This is a genomic window from Sphingorhabdus sp. YGSMI21, assembly GCF_002776575.1.
Taxonomy (GTDB): Bacteria; Pseudomonadota; Alphaproteobacteria; order Sphingomonadales; family Sphingomonadaceae; genus Parasphingorhabdus.
The window spans coordinates 2505961-2521207 of sequence record NZ_CP022548.1; the positions used below are offsets into that span (position 1 = coordinate 2505961).

Consider the following 15247-nt stretch of genomic DNA (forward strand, 5'->3'; position numbering starts at 1 on the left):
CGAACGGATCAGGGGGGCACCCGTCATCCTGAAACAAGTTCAGGATGACGATGCTGTCCAGCTTGCTCGCAAAAAGCCCTTCGACAGGCTCAGTGCGAATGGTGTTTGCAGACGGACTATTCCGCCGGGAACCAGCGCCCCTCGAATATCACGCCCTTGATCCCGACCTCCTGCAGCTTCGCCGCGCCGCCGGCATAGGGATCGCGGTCGAGCACAGTGAAATCGGCTTTCTTGCCGGTGGCGATACTGCCGACCATCGCATCGAGGCCAATCACCTGCGCCGCCTCGACGGTGATTGCGCGCAGCGCCTTGTCGAGCGAGAGCCGCTCCTTCGGTGCTTTCACATTGCCGTCGAGGGTGATCCGGTTGCTCGCCACCCAGGCGAGATAGAGCGGGTCGATCGGCGCCATGTTGAAGTCGCTGTGCAGGCCGAGCGGCACGCCCTTGCGCTCGAGTGAACCGAGCCGGCTCATCTGCGCGGCACGGTCGGGGCCCATGCCGGTCTTCGCATAGGCATCGCCGAGGATGCGGATATAATTGGGCTGGGCGGAGACATAGAGGCCCATCTCGCCGATCCTCCGGTTCTGCGCCTCGGTCGAATAGCCGAGATGCTCCATGATGATATGCTGGCCGTTGCGCAGGGCGAGCTTTTCGGTGATGTCGAGCACCACATCGAGGCCACGATCGCCGTTGACATGGGTGTGCAGGTTCCAGCCGGCGTCCCAGAAACGCTCGGTCTGCTTGAGCAACTCTTCCGGTTCGGTCAGCCACTTGCCCTCGTGGCCGTCGCTGTAGCCGGGCGGGTTCATCTGCATATATTGGGCGAAAAAGGCGCCGTCGGCGAACAGCTTCACCCGGTTGGAGAAGAAGAATTTGGGGCTGTCATATCTGGCTTTCATATCCTTGAGCCAGACATTGGGATCGCCGGTCACCAGCGGCGCAACGGGGATGGCGAGAATTCGCGAAGGCGTGGTCGGCTGATCGTAGAGGCTCTTGAACAGAGCCGACTCCATCGCCGGTCCGCCAAAGCCACCAAATGCCAGATCGGCGCTCGTGGTGACGCCATTTTCCAGCATCATCTGGCGCATGTCGGCCAGACCCTGCTGCACCTTGGCGGGCGAGAAGAGATAGGGGCGGAGCATTTCGATGCCGTTGAACAAGGCGGTTTCGTGGATGATGCCGCTGGCATAGTCGGCATGGCCGGGGTCAATATTGGGCTTGCTGAACGCGGCGGTGAACGCCGCTTCGTCGCCGATGCCGAGCAGGGTCAGCGCCTTGCTGTTGGCGATGATCTCGTGGAAGCTGCGCTGCCAGATCACCACCGGCCGGTCGGGCGCGATGCGGTCGAGTTCGGCGCGGTCCATGTCGCCGTGGAACAGCTTGTGATGGCCCCAGGTGATGAACAGGGCGTCGTCGCTCTTGGCCAATTCCGCGCGCAGCCGCTCTTCATATTGCGCCTTGCCGCGGGCCGCCGGATAGGTCTTGCCGGGGAGCTTCCACTCCTCGGGACTGATGAACGGCATCGGCAGCATCATGATCGTCTGCATCGGATGGACATGCGGCTCGATGAAGCCGGGCATCAGGATCTGCCTGGCAAACTGCCGGTCGACGGTGACCTCCCGGTCCCTCGTCCATGCTTCCAGATCTTCCAATGTCTGGCCAAGCCCGAGGATGATGCCGTCAGCGGTGGCGACATAGCGGGCCTCGGGATAGCCCGGCTCCATGGTGATGATCTTGGCGGCTTCGAACACCGTCACTTCGGGATAGGGGAGGGTAGCGGGGGCCTCTTCGGCCTGCGCGCCACTGGCCAACAGCAGCGCCAGCGCGGCCCCGATGGACGATATGAATTTCAGCATGTCTCTCTCCCTGTTGCGGGAGTGATTATGCGCTCGGCGCTGCCTTGGCAACCGTCAGCTTGCTCGCCTTGACATGTTCGCGCCAGGCGATGAACAGGCCCGAGCCGATGATAACCGGTGCGCCGAGCCAGATCGACAGGCCGGGATATTGGTCGAAGATGACGATGCCGAAGAAGCTTGCCCAGATCAGCGCGCTATAGTCCATCGGCACAATCGTCGAGACCGGCGCGTAGCGCAGCGACTGGGTGATGCACAGCTGCCCCAGTGCGCCGAATATGCCGATGCCGAGCAAATAGCCCCAGGTCTTGGCGTCATGGCCGCCGCCGTAGATGAAGGCGCAGACGGTGAGCGCGGGCAGGGTGTAGACCGAGAACCAGAAGATTGTGACGACGCTGGTCTCTGTGCGGCCGAGCATGCGGATGACCATGGTGACCGCCGCCGTGACCAGCGCGCCGCCAAGCGCCACCGCTGCGCCGAAGGCGGGGATCAGCGATCCGCCCGGCTGGACCACGATCAGCACACCGACAAAGCCGATCAGGATCGCCGACCAGCGCCTGATGCCCACCTTTTCCCGCAGGAACATCGCGGCGAACAGGGTCGCGAAAATGGGCACGGTGAAGCTGATCGTCGTGGCGTCGGCGAGGGGCAGCAGGGTCATCGCCCAGAAGTTTAGACCCATTGCGAAAATGCCGAGAGCCGAGCGCAGGATATGGAGCTTGTGCTTGTTCGAGACGATCGACGGCCAGCCCTCCCGGCTCCGCATGATCAGAAAGCAGATCAGCGGCATGGCGATCAGCTGGCGGTAAAACAGGCTTTCGGTGACATGCACGCCCTGTTCGCCGGCCAGTTTGACGAAGGCGAACATGACCGCAAGCGAGAGCATCGCGGCCAGACGCGTGAGAATTCCTGCCATCGGCCGGTTCTGTCCGGCGGCACCGTCATTGCTCATGCAATATTGCCACAAAAGATAGGGAAAGAGCGGTTGTGCATTGGTCCGGTAAATAGCATATAGCCCGCAAAAGCAATCAGGAGTCTTTCAATGCGCACTGTTACCCATGTCTTGGCTTCCGGAGGAACCGCAGCAGCGGCCCGCCAGAGCGATATTTTCGATCCCAATAATGGCGGTATCCAGGGCAAGGTCGATCTCGGCGATGCGGCGGTGCTCGACAAGGCGGTGGAGGCGGCGCTCGCGGCTCAACCGGCCTGGGCGGCCACCAACCCGCAGCGGCGCGCACGGGTGATGTTCAAGTTCAAGGAACTGGTCGAGGCCAATATGGACGAGCTCGCCCATATGCTATCGATCGAACATGGCAAGGTAATCGCGGATTCCAAGGGCGATATCCAGCGCGGCCTGGAAGTGATCGAATTCTGCTGCGGTATTCCGCACGTTTTGAAGGGCGAATATACCCAGGGTGCAGGCCCCGGCATTGACGTCTACTCGATGCGCCAGCCGATTGGCATCGGCGCCGGCATCACCCCGTTCAACTTCCCGGCGATGATCCCGATGTGGATGTTCGGCCCGGCGATCGCGACCGGCAATGCCTTCATCCTGAAACCATCCGAACGCGATCCTTCGGTGCCGGTGCGGCTGACCGAACTGATGCTCGAAGCGGGTCTCCCCGAAGGCATTTTGCAATGTCTGCATGGTGACAAGGAAATGGTCGATGCCATTCTTGATCATCCTGCCATTGGCGGCATCAGCTTCGTCGGTTCCTCCGATATCGCCCATTACGTCTATCAGCGCGGTGTCGCTGCCGGCAAGCGGGTGCAGGCCATGGGTGGCGCGAAAAACCATGGTATTGTTCTTCCCGATGCCGATCTTGACCAGGTCGTCAACGATCTGTCGGGCGCGGCTTTCGGATCGGCCGGCGAACGCTGCATGGCGCTGCCTGTGGTTGTACCGGTGGGCGAAGACACCGCAGACCGTCTGCGCGAGAAAATGATTCCGGCGATGGAAGCGCTTCGGGTCGGCATTTCGACCGACGAGGAAGCCCATTATGGTCCCGTCGTCAATCCGGCGCACAAGCAGCGGGTCGAAAACTGGATCCAGACCGGGGTCGACGAAGGTGCGGAACTGGTTGTCGACGGCCGCGGCTTCTCGCTGCAGGGCCATGAGGACGGCTGCTTCATCGGGCCATCCCTGTTTGACCATGTCAAACCGGAGATGGAAAGCTACAAGGAAGAGATTTTCGGCCCCGTGCTGCAGATCGTCCGCGCCAAGAATTTCGAGGAAGCGCTCGCGCTGCCGAGCCACCATCAATATGGCAATGGCGTCGCGATCTTCACCCGCAACGGCCATGCGGCCCGCGAATTTGCCAGCCGCGTCAATGTCGGCATGGTCGGCATCAACGTACCGATTCCTGTACCGGTCGCCTATCACAGCTTTGGCGGCTGGAAGCGTAGCGCCTTCGGCGACACCAACCAGCACGGCATGGAAGGCGTGAAATTCTGGACCAAGGTCAAGACCATCACCCAGCGCTGGCCCGACGGCACAGCCGACGGCGGCAACAAGGATGCCTTTGTCATTCCGACCATGGGGTAAACGCTCGGTAAGGCTTGCAAGCCGCAGAGTTCCAAATCAGGACAAGCCGCCCGAAATGCTGGAAATTCCGGTCTTTCGGGCGGAAATGGTCATCATGGCTACCCACTCGAAATTGATCCCGGTGCCGCGTTGCTAGCGCTGTCGCCTCGGCTGGCATTGCCATCGGTCTTGCTGGCGATCGCTCTGTTCGCCTTCTGGCGTCCGGACCATGGTGCAAGCGAGACTATGGCGCTGCCCGCGCCGGTTGCCATGTCCGACAAGCGCATCGCCTTCAGTTTCGACGATGCGCCGCGCGGCAAGGGCGCTTTCTTGGAACCGGACGAGCGCCCGAAGCTTTTGATCGAGGCTCTGAAAACAGCGGGCATCGAACAAGCCGCCTTCTTCATCAACACCGGTCGGATTACCCCCCATGACAATGACGCCGCCGATATCGCGGCTTATGCGGCGGCCGGCCATGTTCTCGCGAACCACACGGCCAATCACAGCAAACTGTCGTCGGTTTCGGTCGAAACATTTCTCGCTGATATTGATGCGGCGGAAGTCTGGCTGAAAGACAAGCCCAATTACCGCCCCTGGTTCCGCTTCCCGTTTCTCGACGAAGGGAGGACAAACCGGGCCAAGCGCGACGCGGTGCGCACCGGTCTGAAAAAGCGCGGGTTGATGAACGGCTATGTGACGGTCGACGCCTCGGACTGGTATCTGGAGAATATGGCGATCTCGGCGGCCAGAGCAGGAAAGATCATGGACTGGAACGCTCTGCGAGACCTCTTCGTCGAATCCTATACGCAATCGGCCAATCTCTCTGATGATCTGGCACGCCGAACGCTGGATCGGGCGCCGGTGCAGATGATATTGCTGCACGAAACCGATCTGTCCGCGATGTTCGTCGATGATCTGGCGGCAGCGCTCAAGGCGGACGGCTGGACGATTGTCACCGCCGACGAGGCCTATCGCGATCCGATCGCCTATATGGAGCCGGATGTCGATTTTGCCGACGGCACCCGCACCCAGATGCTGGCCGCCGAGCGCAATATCGGCAACCGCTGGTATGAGCGCAATGAACAAAAAGTAGCAAAAAAGCTATTTGCCGAGCGGGTCTTGCGCGACTAGACCCCGGTGCATGAAAGCAACCCGTTCCCCATGTGATATCCTCGGGTCTACCGTCCTGTCGACAACAGTATCGCCTGTGGCACGACGTCCCGACCTTGCAAATATCGCCTACAGCAACATATTGCTGGTATAGCGGGACACAGAATCAACCGCCGCCGACGTGGCAACGAACAAGAAACAGATATGACCCAATTTTCCCTGACCGAAGACCAGCTTGCCATTCAGGAAATGGCGCAGAAATTCACCGCTGATGCGATAACGCCGCACGCGGCTGAGTGGGATGAAAAGCATGTCTTCCCGCGCGACACGATCAAGCAGGCGGCCGAACTGGGCTTTGGCGGGATCTATGTCTCCGAGGAATCCGGCGGCATCGGGCTTGGGCGGCTGGAATCGGCGATCATCATGGAAGCCATGGCCTATGGCTGCCCCTCGACCAGCGCTTTCATCTCGATCCACAATATGGCAGCCTGGATGATCGATACATTCGGTGCTCAGGCGGTGAAGGACAAATATCTGCCTTATCTGGTGCCGATGGAAAAAATCGCCAGCTACTGCCTGACCGAAGCAGGGGCGGGATCCGACGCGGCCTCGCTGAAGACCAAGGCGGTGCGCGATGGCGATGATTATATCGTCAACGGCTCGAAACAGTTTATCTCCGGCGGCGGCGAGAACGAGATCTATGTCACGATGACGCGCACCTCCGATGACGGCGCAAAAGGCGTGACTTGCCTCGTCATCGAAAAGGACATGGAGGGCGTCAGCTTTGGCGCGCAGGAGAAGAAGCTTGGCTGGCACTCGCAACCCACCGCCCAGGTCAATTTTGACAATGTCCGGGTTCCCGTCGAAAACCGCGTCGGTGATGAGGGCGAGGGCTTTCGCATCGCGATGGCGGGCCTGGATGGCGGACGGCTGAACATCGGCGCCTGTTCGCTCGGTGGCGCCCAGCGCTGTCTTGATGAAGCTGTCGCCTATACCAAGGAGCGCAAGCAATTCGGCAAGGCGATCAGCGATTTCCAGAACACCCAGTTCACCCTCGCCGATATGGCAACCGATCTGGAAGCGTCGCGGGCGCTGCTTTATCTCGCTGCGGCGAAGGTGACCGAAGGCGCGCCGGACAAGACGAAATTCGCGGCCATGGCCAAACGGCTGGCGACGGACAATGGCAGCAAGATTGTTAATGATGCGCTGCAACTTTTTGGCGGCTATGGCTATTTGCAGGACTATCCGATCGAACGCTTCTGGCGCGATCTGCGGGTACACAGTATTTTGGAAGGTACCAACCAGGTTATGCGGATGATCGTTTCGCGTGAACTGCTGCGGCAATAGGAATAATATGACAGAAGATCTGATTATCAAGAAAACCGGGCGGGTTGGCCATATCAGCCTGAACCGGCCCAAAGTCATCCACTCGCTTAACCTCGACATGTGTCTGGGAATGATCGACGCGCTGCAGGCATGGCGCGACGATGATGAAGTCGAAGCGGTGATCATCGACCATAGCGAGGGCCGGGGCTTCTGCGCCGGCGGCGACATCGCCATGCTGCGCGCGTCCGGTATGAAGGACGGCAAGGAAGGGCGGGAATTTTTCTACAAGGAATATCAGCTCAACCATCTGATGTTCGAATATCCCAAGCCGATCGTCGCCTTCATGAACGGCATCACCATGGGTGGCGGTGTCGGCATCTCGCAACCGGCGAAATATCGCGTTGCGACCGAATATACGCGTTTTGCCATGCCGGAAACGGGTATCGGACTGTTCCCCGATGTCGGTGGCGGCTGGTATCTGTCGCGGCTCGTCGGACGGCTGGGCCAGTTTCTTGCGCTCACCGGCGCGCGGCTCGACGGCGCCGAGTGCAAGGAAATCGGCCTCGCGACCCATTATCTGGAATCGGACGTGCTGGAAGAGGCCAAGCAGCGGATTTCCGAAAAGCCGGACCGGATCGAGGGTATATTGGGGCAGCTGTCGGGCAATATTCCCGAAGCCCGGATCGCCAAAAACCTCGACAAGATCGACAAGTTTTTCGCCTCCGATAGATTTGAGGACATTTTGGCGGCGCTCGAAGCCGATGACAGCGAATGGGCCGCCAAGGAGCGCGATACGCTCGGCACCAAAAGCCCGCAGACCTGCAAGGTGGCCCTGCGCCAACTCAAGGAAGGCGCGGCGATGGACAGCTTTGCCGACGAAATGCGCAACGAATATCGCATCGGCTATCATGTGCTGGTGATGCATGATTTCCTTGAAGGCGTCCGCGCATTGATTGTCGACAAGGACAATGATCCGAAATGGAATCCGGCGACGCCAGAGGAAGTGACCGACGAGTGGATTGATGCGATTTTCGCGCCCCTGCCTGCCAATGAAGAATGGAAGCCCCTATGACTTACGAAACAATTCTTACCGAGAAAAAGGGTGCCGTCACCCTGATCACGCTCAATCGTCCCAAGTCGCTGAATGCGCTGAACAGCCAGGTGCTGGACGAACTGATCGACGCTTTTGCCGCGTTTCAGGCCGACGAGACGCAAAATTGCGCCGTCCTGACCGGTTCGGGCGACAAGGCTTTTGCCGCCGGTGCCGACATCAAGGAAATGTACGACAAGTCCGCGGCCGATTTCTATCTGGAGGATTTCTTCGCCAAATGGACCAGCCATATCGTAAAAGCGACCCGCAAGCCGTGGATCGCCGCGGTCAACGGTTTCGCTCTGGGTGGTGGCTGTGAACTGGCGATGATGGCGGATATCATCATTGCCAGCGACAAGGCGAAATTCGGCCAGCCGGAAATCAAGCTCGGCGTGGCTCCCGGAATGGGTGGCTCCCAGCGTCTGACCCGCGCGGTCGGCAAAGCCAAATCGATGGACATGTGCCTGACCGGCCGGATGATGGACGCCGAGGAAGCCGAGCGCTCCGGTCTGGTGGCCCGCGTTGTGCCGCATGACGAATTGCTCGACGAGGCGCTCAAGTCCGCTGCGATCATTGCATCGATGCCGCCAATGGCGATTCAGGTGAACAAGGAAATGGTCAATGCGGCGTTCGAGAATAATCTCGAACAGGGCCTGGTCCACGAGCGCCGCCTCTTCCAGATCCTGACCGCCACCGAAGACAAGAAAGAGGGCATGGCTGCCTTTATCGAAAAGCGTGAAGGCCAGTGGAAGGGGCGGTAGTCTTTGGCTTTGGATTATTTGCGTTGGGCCTCTTTTTCGGCTGGTTAGCGTTGCGGTTATGGCGCTATCGCGATGAAGGCTCAATTAGCATCCTTGAAGCGGCGTTACTGAAAACGACTGGCGAGGAGCCGCAGCCCCGGACGAAACTGGACCATTGGCTTCACTATTTTCAAATGGTGATGGCTTTTATTTTCGCGACGCTTTTGGTGAGCGTCAGTATTTACGGACTTTTGGAAGAAGCAGGTGTTTTATGAAAATCGGATTTATCGGCCTTGGCAATATGGGCGGCGGCATGGCTGCCAATCTCGCAAAAGCGGGGCATGAGGTCCACGCCTTTGATCTGTCCGGGGAAGCGCTGGCAAAGGCGGGCGAGTCCGGTTGTCATCCGGTCAGCGATGCTGCTCAGGCGGTCCAGAATATGGAAGCCGTCGTGACCATGCTCCCGGCCGGCACCCATGTCCGCAAGGTCTATGAATATGAAATCATCATCAACGCCAATCCCGGCACTTTGGTGATCGATTGCTCCACCATCGACGTCGACAGCGCGCGGGACGTTGCCACGATGGCGGAAGCCAAAGGCCTTGTGCCCGTGGACGCTCCGGTGTCCGGCGGGATCGCAGCGGCCAATGGCGGCACGCTCACCTTCATGGTCGGCGGCAGCGACGAAGGTTTCAAGCGGGCCGAACCGATCCTGTCCGATATGGGCAAGGCGGTGATCCACGCCGGCGGCAATGGTGCCGGACAGGCGGCGAAAATCTGCAACAATATGTTGCTCGGCGCGTCGATGATCGCGACTTGCGAGACGTTCAAGATGGCTGAGAAGCTCGGCCTCGATCTGCAGAATTTCTATGATATTTCTTCCAAGGCTTCAGGTCAAAACTGGTCGATGACCAGCTATTGCCCGGTACCTGGCGTTGGACCGCAGAGCCCGGCCGACAATGGCTATGAAGGTGGCTTCGCGGCTGCGCTGATGCTCAAGGATTTGCGTCTGGCGATGGAAGCGGCACAAAGCGCCGGCGCGGATGTGCCAATGGGCGCAGAAGCCGCGAAACTCTACGAGAAATATGCCGAGGAACAGGGGCAGGGTGGTAAGGATTTCTCGGGCATCATCAATATGATAGACAAAGGCTAAGCATATATGCCGCCGCTGTGGATGATGATCTGCGGGCTGTCGGGTACGGTTGCCCTGATCTCGGAGATCGGCAACCGGCGGCGCAGCAATCGTCGTGATATTGAAGATGTCGGCTTCATGCCGTGGTCAACCATCACCGCTCTGGCGTTGCTGACCTTCGGCATCTCGATTGCCTTCGGACTGGGAATACTCTCGACCGAGTGAGCGGCTGACTAGAGGCAGGCTTCCAGCAGCGGTTGATCAAAGCCATATTGCCGTGCTTTATCGAGCGTATAGGGGCGCAGACCGGCAGACTGATATTCACCGATGATCTTTCCGTCGGCATCCTCGTCGATATATTGATATTTGAACAATTCCTGGGTGACGATGACGTCGCCCTCCATCCCGATCACCTCGGTGATATTGGTGGTGCGGCGTGAACCGTCACGCAGACGCTTTACCTGCACGATCAGATCGACCGATTCGGCGATCTGGCGGGAAATGGCTTCCTTCGGAATCTTGATGTCGCCCATCAGGATCATATTCTCCATACGACCGAGACATTCTCTCGGGCTGTTGGCGTGAAGCGTACACATGGAGCCGTCATGGCCGGTGTTCATGGCGGCGAGCAAATCGAAACATTCCGCACCACGAATCTCACCAAGAATGATCCGGTCGGGACGCATACGCAGGGCGTTCTTCACCAGATCGCCAATCGTGATAGCGCCTTCGCCCTCGAGGTTCGGCGGACGGGTTTCCAGCGGCAGCCAGTGTGGCTGTTGCAGACGAAGTTCGGCGGCATCCTCGATCGTCAGCACGCGCTCGCCGGGATCGATCATCTTCGACATGGCGTTGAGCATGGTCGTCTTACCCGAACCGGTACCGCCCGAGATAACGACGTTGAAGCGACAGGCGCCGGCAATCTTCAGCGCCGTACACATGTCGTCGGACATGGATCCGAAGCCTTTCATCATGTCGAGGGTGATCGGTTTTTCGGAGAATTTACGAATCGAGATCGCGGTGCCCTTGAGGCTCAGCGGCGGTACGATCACGTTCACACGTGAACCGTCCTTCAGACGGGCATCGGCAAGTGGTGTGGTCTGGTCGACGCGGCGGCCGACCTGGTTGACGATCCGCTGGGCGATCTGGAACAGATGTTCCTCGTCACGGAACTGGATCGGTGCGATTTCCAGCTTGCCCTTGATTTCGATATAGGTCTGTTCCGGACCATTGACCATGATATCGGAAATATCCGGATTGCTCAGCAGCTCTTCGAGCGGTCCAAAGCCGAGCAGCTCGTCGACCAGAACTTTTTCCAGCGCAAATTGTTCGCGCCGATTCAGTGTCAGCTTGAGCTCGGTCAGCACTTCCATGATGATCGGGCGGAATTCTTCGGTCAGTTCTTCCTTGTTCAGGGTCGCGGCGGCTTCCGGGTCGACGCGCTCGAGCAGGCGCGGGAGCACCTGTTCCTTGATCTTGTGGACCGAGGCGCCGAAGCCCTCTTCCTTGTCTGTATCTTCAGCCAGAGGTTGGGACCGTTCGGACAGTCGGGCCATCGCTTCGCTTTGTGAAGAAGGAGGCGAGGATGGCGTTTCTTCGTCGATCAGGGGTACAGATTCGAGCGGCGGAAACTGGTTGCCACCCAGATTGTCATCGCGATTTTCAGAATCGGCGGTTTTCTTGCCGCCGCCGGTCATTGGCTTCGCTACGCCAAAGGACGGTTTCCCGCCACCCAGTCCATTTTTCTTGCCAAATGCGCTCATTCTGTTCTGTCCGATATGTCTAATGTCACACGATCAAGGCCCTCTTTCCCCGAAAATGGTTAATAAACTGGTAAATCAGTATGATTGCAGCGTGATGATTGCTCCTGCAATTTTGTGACTTGTGCCACGCAGAGCAGCGGCTAAGCCGTCCATATGGGCAAGGAACGAAATTTTGACTGCTGACCATTCTCGCGAACGGACGGCAGCAGCAGGGGGCATCACGCTCGCGCTGGTGGCCTTTGCCGGTTTCCCGATCGGCGATGCGCTGATCAAGTCGATGGCCGGTGATTGGCCCGCGCCCGCCGTAGCGGCGCTTCGCTTCTCAATTGGTGCGATGGCACTGGCGGTGATATTGTTCCTGCGCGAAGGCCGACGCGGCTTTCAGGTCAACCGGCCGTGGCTCCATGTGGCGCGCGGATTTGCGCTATTTGTCGGAACGATCAGCTTTTTTTCCGCCATCTATATCATGCCGCTGGCTGATGCGGTGGCGATATCCTTCGTCAATCCGATCCTTACCGCATTATTCTCCGGCTGGTTCCTTAAAGAGAAAATGCCGCCCCGGACTTGGGTTGCAACGATCGTCGCTTTTGCCGGGGTGCTGATCATGCTCCGTCCCAATGTGGCCGCCTTCGGCTGGGTGGCCATATTGCCGCTGATTTCCGCCTTCGCCATGTCGACGATGCTGATCCTCAACCGCATGGTATCTACCCAGCGGTCGATATTCGCGGCGCAATTTTATATCGCTTTCTGGGCAGCGGTTTTCCTGATTCTCGCTTCGCTGCTTGGCCACTGGCTGGTTCCCGTCATGGCCGTCCCGGGTCCACCGGACTGGGATGTGGTCCTGCGCTGCCTGTTGGTCGCCCTGACGGCGACGGGCTGCCATTTTCTGCTGTTCATGGCAACGATGCGTACGACGGCCGCAGCCATTGCCCCGATCGTCTATATCCAGCTGCTGATCGCGACAGCCATCAGTGTCTTTGTCTTTGATGATCCGATTGACCGGACCGCGATGTTCGGGGGCTTGCTGATAATATTCAGCGGCTTGCTGCTCTGGCGCAGTTCCCGGAAGGCGACGACGGTGCTGGAAGCCTAGGCGAATGGCATGATCCGGCGAGAAATCGCGCCGGTCAGTTTTCGGCTTAGCCGGGGCAGTCTGCGGTTCGTGACCGTGTTTCTCTAGTCGCGCAGAGTCCTGCCGTGTCGATAATAGTCCACAATTGCGTCTGCCGCATATTCGGCTCCGTCCCGGATATCATCGCCCAGTGCGTCGCTGGTCAGTTTCTTCTGGATCTCGATATATTGCGGGTGAAGATCGCGCGCGCGCGCCACGGCGGCGAATATCTCGGCCGGGTCCTCGATGACCTCTCCCATTTGCCAGAACAGGTAATTGGGGTTGTCGCGCCAGTCGATCTTGTTGAAATTGAGGAATACACATGGTCTGGGCCGGGCGGTAAATTCATAGACCTGACTGCTGACATCCCCGATATATATATCAGCCGCGACCGTATAGCTGTTATCAAGCAGCCGGTCGGAGCAGGTGTCGATGAGTATTGAATCTGTGCTGCGGTTTTCCCATCGCTGCCGGGCACTGGCAGACCGCCTGCGGAACATTTTCACGTGCGGCGCCACAATCAGATTGAAGATATCCTGACCGGCGAACTGGTCCAGCATGGGTTCGATCGCCTGCCGCCAGGAAGACTGTTTCCGGTCCTTGTGCGGATTGTAGATGACGGTCGGCCGGGCGGTATCGAACAGGGCCTGTTGGCCCTCGCGCAGCCGTTCCGTGACGTCGGTTTTCAGATAGCCGGTCGTCCTGATCGCGGCGGGCTGGCCCAGTCCCTGTTCGACATATCTCTCCGCCGTTTTGGTACCGTGCGGTAGCAGCAGGTCGAACTCCGCGATGCGGGGATGCCAGGCGACGTCCCGGTCGCCCGCGCCATGGCTCTTGAATACGAAAAGCGGACGGTCCGATTTGCGCCTCTTGGCAAGCCAGGCGACCGTATTTTCAACCGAGACGATGACGTCATAGGACAGGAGCTCCCGCATATTCGCGCGCATCACCTGGTTTTTTGCCATGCCGAGAATCCGGATCGACTGGATAAGCCAGCCCAGGAAACCCCGTTTCAGGCGCTTCGCCGGCACCGGGGTAACGCCATTTGCAGCGGCTATCCGCTCCAGATGCTCCGGCACAGTCGGGTCATTATAATAGGCGACGACATCGCATCCCTCTCGCTTGGCAAGCGCCAGAGCTATGGTGTAGCCGTGATAAGTTTGATACGCTTCTGCAATGAACAGGAAGGCAATTTTCATAGAAATGGGTCCATTATGTCCGGCGGGTTTCGCCGGACAAGATTTTCTGTTGGTCGGATTGCAGGTGTACTGTTGAATAACAAGATTATTATCGGGGTTCGATCTTTTTTCGAGTCCAACAGTTCGCTTAGCCGCGTTGTCAGGAATCTTGGCTGGTTGCTGGCCGGAAAGGGCTTCGGTGCAGTTCTCAGCCTGTTCTATCTGGCATTGGCCACGCGGCTGCTCGAACCGGCCGGGTTCGGATATTTCACGCTGATCCTGGTGACGGCGCAGGTGGCTTCAGCCTTTGTTTCCTTTGAAAGCTGGCAACTGGTCATCCGCTTCGGAAGCCAGCTTCAGGCCGGGAAGGCGGATGGCGACGTCAACCGGCTTGCCGCATTCTGCCTGTTGCTGGATATCGGTTCCGCGCTGCTCGGCATATTGCTGGTTACGGGTTTGATATTGATATTCGCGGATCAGTTCGGCTGGCAGGATGACATGATCGGCATGGCGATTCTGTTCGCGATAGTCAGCCTGCTCAGCGTACGGTCCTCGGCAATCGGCATATTGCGCCTGTTCGACCGTTTCCGGGACGGCGCACTGGCCGCTGCCATGACGCCACTGGCGCGATTTGGCGGCGCCCTGCTGGCCTGGACTTTCTCGCCCGATATCAAGGGCTTCCTGATTGCCTGGGCAGCGGCGGAAATTCTTACCTGTGTGGCTTATTGGGTTACGGTCCGGCTGGTCACGCCCGTCCGTTTTACCGGTCTCCGCCTTTCCGAAATCGTTGCGATACCGAAAAGCTTCTCGCAATTTTTCAGCTTTCTCTGGATCACCAATCTCGGCACGACCGTCAGATCCATCGCGCAGCAGGTGCCCTTGCTGGTCGTCGGCTTCTTTGTCGGGCCTGCCGCTGCCGGCCTGTTCCGGTTGGCCTATCAGCTGAAAGACGCGGTTGCGCGGCTCGCCGATATGCTCGGTCGGGCGGTTTATGCCGAACTGAGCGCGGTGGACTCGCACGAGGGCGGTGATGCCCGCAAAACGCTGTTCGCGCAGACCAGCCGCATATCCGCCATTGGTTCGCTGTTGCTGGTAGTGATTGCGCTGCTGCTCGGAAAACCGGCCTTGCAACTGATTGCCGGAGAAGCGTTCCTGCCGGCCTATCCGATATTGCTGGTATTGTCTTTGGCCGCCGCGGTCGAACTGTGGGGCGTCAACTTCGAACCCAATCTGATGGCATCTGGCCGCCCAAAGGCCATTCTCTGGATCCGTACAGGTGCTGTGACGGTTTTGCTGGGCCTGATGGCAGTTCTGATACCGGGGCAGGGCGGTCTCGGCGCGGCCTATGCGATATTGGCATATAGCCTATTGGCCAATCTGGCATTGTGGATGTTCACCCGCTATTCCGACTGATAGCGGG

Annotated in this window: 14 protein-coding genes; 10 read left to right on the forward strand and 4 right to left on the reverse strand. The window is 58.9% G+C overall.

Annotated elements, in window-relative coordinates; translation table 11 throughout:
- Nucleotides 1-116 precede the first annotated feature (116 nt).
- Together CHN51_RS12150 and CHN51_RS12155 are read right to left on the reverse strand one after the other, a co-directional pair.
- Nucleotides 117-1856: an amidohydrolase family protein gene (locus tag CHN51_RS12150; RefSeq protein WP_100094248.1), complete on the reverse strand. Its 1740-nt coding sequence runs from the start codon at nucleotides 1854-1856 to the stop codon at nucleotides 117-119.
- A 25-nt stretch (nucleotides 1857-1881) separates the two neighbouring features.
- A complete protein-coding gene (locus CHN51_RS12155) occupies nucleotides 1882-2805 on the reverse strand; it encodes a DMT family transporter (protein WP_100094249.1) in 924 nt (307 codons plus the stop codon).
- A 90-nt stretch (nucleotides 2806-2895) separates the two neighbouring features.
- Between CHN51_RS12155 and CHN51_RS12160 the strand changes: the two genes are divergently transcribed.
- The 8 genes from CHN51_RS12160 (at nucleotide 2896) to CHN51_RS12195 (ending at nucleotide 10000) form a co-directional block, all read left to right on the forward strand.
- Entirely contained in the window at nucleotides 2896-4398 is a 1503-nt protein-coding gene (locus tag CHN51_RS12160; protein ID WP_100094250.1) for a CoA-acylating methylmalonate-semialdehyde dehydrogenase, read from the forward strand.
- 129 nt (nucleotides 4399-4527) lie between these two features.
- Nucleotides 4528-5508, forward strand: a complete 981-nt coding sequence (locus CHN51_RS12165) for a polysaccharide deacetylase family protein (RefSeq protein WP_123906312.1) — start codon at nucleotides 4528-4530, stop codon at nucleotides 5506-5508.
- A 183-nt stretch (nucleotides 5509-5691) separates the two neighbouring features.
- Complete coding sequence (locus CHN51_RS12170; RefSeq protein WP_100094252.1) at nucleotides 5692-6834, forward strand: acyl-CoA dehydrogenase family protein; 1143 nt, start codon at nucleotides 5692-5694, stop codon at nucleotides 6832-6834.
- A 7-nt stretch (nucleotides 6835-6841) separates the two neighbouring features.
- Complete coding sequence (locus CHN51_RS12175) at nucleotides 6842-7885, forward strand: enoyl-CoA hydratase/isomerase family protein (protein ID WP_100094253.1); 1044 nt, start codon at nucleotides 6842-6844, stop codon at nucleotides 7883-7885.
- Complete coding sequence (locus tag CHN51_RS12180) at nucleotides 7882-8664, forward strand: enoyl-CoA hydratase-related protein (RefSeq protein ID WP_100094254.1); 783 nt, start codon at nucleotides 7882-7884, stop codon at nucleotides 8662-8664. The genes CHN51_RS12175 and CHN51_RS12180 overlap by 4 nt, the downstream gene beginning before the upstream one ends.
- On the forward strand, nucleotides 8649-8918 hold the full coding sequence (locus tag CHN51_RS12185) for a hypothetical protein (RefSeq protein ID WP_100094255.1): 270 nt from the start codon (nucleotides 8649-8651) through the stop codon (nucleotides 8916-8918). The genes CHN51_RS12180 and CHN51_RS12185 overlap by 16 nt, the downstream gene beginning before the upstream one ends.
- Nucleotides 8915-9796, forward strand: coding sequence for a 3-hydroxyisobutyrate dehydrogenase (gene mmsB / locus CHN51_RS12190; RefSeq protein WP_100094256.1), 882 nt, complete (start codon nucleotides 8915-8917; stop codon nucleotides 9794-9796). Before CHN51_RS12185 ends, mmsB begins: the two co-directional genes overlap by 4 nt.
- Before the next feature lie 6 nt (nucleotides 9797-9802).
- Nucleotides 9803-10000 (forward strand): hypothetical protein, encoded by a 198-nt coding sequence (locus CHN51_RS12195; protein WP_100094257.1) that lies wholly within the window; start codon nucleotides 9803-9805, stop codon nucleotides 9998-10000.
- Between the two features lie 8 nt (nucleotides 10001-10008).
- Here CHN51_RS12195 and CHN51_RS12200 read toward each other — a convergent pair whose 3' ends face one another.
- Nucleotides 10009-11538, reverse strand: a complete 1530-nt coding sequence (locus CHN51_RS12200) for a CpaF family protein (RefSeq protein ID WP_100094258.1) — start codon at nucleotides 11536-11538, stop codon at nucleotides 10009-10011.
- A gap of 172 nt (nucleotides 11539-11710) precedes the next feature.
- Between CHN51_RS12200 and CHN51_RS12205 the strand changes: the two genes are divergently transcribed.
- Nucleotides 11711-12631, forward strand: a complete 921-nt coding sequence (locus CHN51_RS12205) for a DMT family transporter (protein ID WP_164089148.1) — start codon at nucleotides 11711-11713, stop codon at nucleotides 12629-12631.
- 83 nt (nucleotides 12632-12714) lie between these two features.
- Here the strand turns inward: CHN51_RS12205 and CHN51_RS19780 are convergent, their stop codons facing one another.
- A complete protein-coding gene (locus tag CHN51_RS19780) occupies nucleotides 12715-13848 on the reverse strand; it encodes a hypothetical protein (RefSeq protein WP_164089149.1) in 1134 nt (377 codons plus the stop codon).
- 72 nt (nucleotides 13849-13920) lie between these two features.
- On the opposite strand from CHN51_RS19780, the gene CHN51_RS12220 reads away from it, so the two are divergent.
- Nucleotides 13921-15240 carry a lipopolysaccharide biosynthesis protein gene (locus tag CHN51_RS12220; protein WP_164089152.1) on the forward strand — a complete coding sequence of 440 codons (1320 nt, stop codon included), beginning with the start codon at nucleotides 13921-13923 and terminating at the stop codon, nucleotides 15238-15240.
- Nucleotides 15241-15247 lie beyond the last annotated feature (7 nt).

Coding starts and splice junctions, on each gene's coding strand:
- CHN51_RS12195 (WP_100094257.1), top strand. CDS start 9,803: ATGCCGCCGCTGTGGATGATGATCTGCGGGCTGTCGGGTACGGTTGCC.
- CHN51_RS12200 (WP_100094258.1), bottom strand. CDS start 11,538: ATGAGCGCATTTGGCAAGAAAAATGGACTGGGTGGCGGGAAACCGTCC.
- CHN51_RS12160 (WP_100094250.1), top strand. CDS start 2,896: ATGCGCACTGTTACCCATGTCTTGGCTTCCGGAGGAACCGCAGCAGCG.
- mmsB (WP_100094256.1), top strand. CDS start 8,915: ATGAAAATCGGATTTATCGGCCTTGGCAATATGGGCGGCGGCATGGCT.
- CHN51_RS12180 (WP_100094254.1), top strand. CDS start 7,882: ATGACTTACGAAACAATTCTTACCGAGAAAAAGGGTGCCGTCACCCTG.
- CHN51_RS12150 (WP_100094248.1), bottom strand. CDS start 1,856: ATGCTGAAATTCATATCGTCCATCGGGGCCGCGCTGGCGCTGCTGTTG.
- CHN51_RS19780 (WP_164089149.1), bottom strand. CDS start 13,848: ATGAAAATTGCCTTCCTGTTCATTGCAGAAGCGTATCAAACTTATCAC.
- CHN51_RS12155 (WP_100094249.1), bottom strand. CDS start 2,805: ATGAGCAATGACGGTGCCGCCGGACAGAACCGGCCGATGGCAGGAATT.
- CHN51_RS12175 (WP_100094253.1), top strand. CDS start 6,842: ATGACAGAAGATCTGATTATCAAGAAAACCGGGCGGGTTGGCCATATC.
- CHN51_RS12170 (WP_100094252.1), top strand. CDS start 5,692: ATGACCCAATTTTCCCTGACCGAAGACCAGCTTGCCATTCAGGAAATG.